Consider the following 731-nt stretch of genomic DNA (forward strand, 5'->3'; position numbering starts at 1 on the left):
CTTTTGTTTATAATGAGAAAAAAGATGTCGGAGCGGAATGAAATGACGAAAAGATTATTTACAAAAAAAGAGCAAGAACAACTAAACTGTAATCCTAATGTCCAAGCTATTAGTGATAAAGCGATTACTTATACTGAAGAATTTAAACGCCATTTTATTGCAGAAAATGAAAAAGGAAAACTCCCAAGAACGATTTTTGAAGAGGCCGGTTTAGATGTTGAACTGATTGGTTTGAAGCGCATTAGTTCAGCGGGAAAGCGTTGGCGCGCAGCTTATCGTACAACTGGAGTAGCGGGTCTACAAGATACACGGAAAACGAATTCAGGTCGTCCAATAGAACGGGAATTAAGTTTAGAAGAAAAAATTGCACGATTAGAAGCGAAAAATCGATTATTACAAGCAGAGAATGAACTTTTAAAAAAGCTCGATCTACTCGAAAGGCAGATGTTAAAGAAGAAATAACAATCGCAACAGAACTAAAATTTGATTTAATCAGTAAAACGATTCAAAAATATAAACTAAAACGTTTAGTAAGCTATCTATGTGAAATCATGGGCGTATCTCGTTCAGGTTACTATAATTATTTCACTGAAAAATCAGCACAAAAGCGCGCAGCCCATGAGTTAGCAGATGAAGCAATCAAAGAAATCATTTTAAAAGCGTATCATTTCCGAGGACGTAAGAAAGGTGCACGTCAAATTAAAATGACGTTAGAGAATCAATATGGGATT

General features: G+C 35.3%; 1 protein-coding gene and 1 pseudogene. Both read left to right on the forward strand.

The annotated features are described in order from the left end of the window. The first annotated feature begins 42 nt into the window (after positions 1-42). Positions 43-462 (forward strand): IS3 family transposase, encoded by a 420-nt coding sequence (locus tag AN161_RS27110; protein WP_053597422.1) that lies wholly within the window; start codon positions 43-45, stop codon positions 460-462. 89 nt (positions 463-551) lie between these two features. Then, positions 552-731 (forward strand): annotated as a pseudogene (locus AN161_RS27115) (IS3 family transposase); the annotation flags it as partial.

The sequence above is a fragment of the Lysinibacillus sp. FJAT-14222 genome (genome assembly GCF_001278875.1).
Classification (GTDB): Bacteria; Bacillota; Bacilli; order Bacillales_A; family Planococcaceae; genus Lysinibacillus; species Lysinibacillus agricola.

Excerpts from the sequence above, each read along its gene's own strand:
- AN161_RS27110 (WP_053597422.1), top strand. The coding sequence starts at position 43 with ATGACGAAAAGATTATTTACAAAAAAAGAGCAAGAACAACTAAACTGT.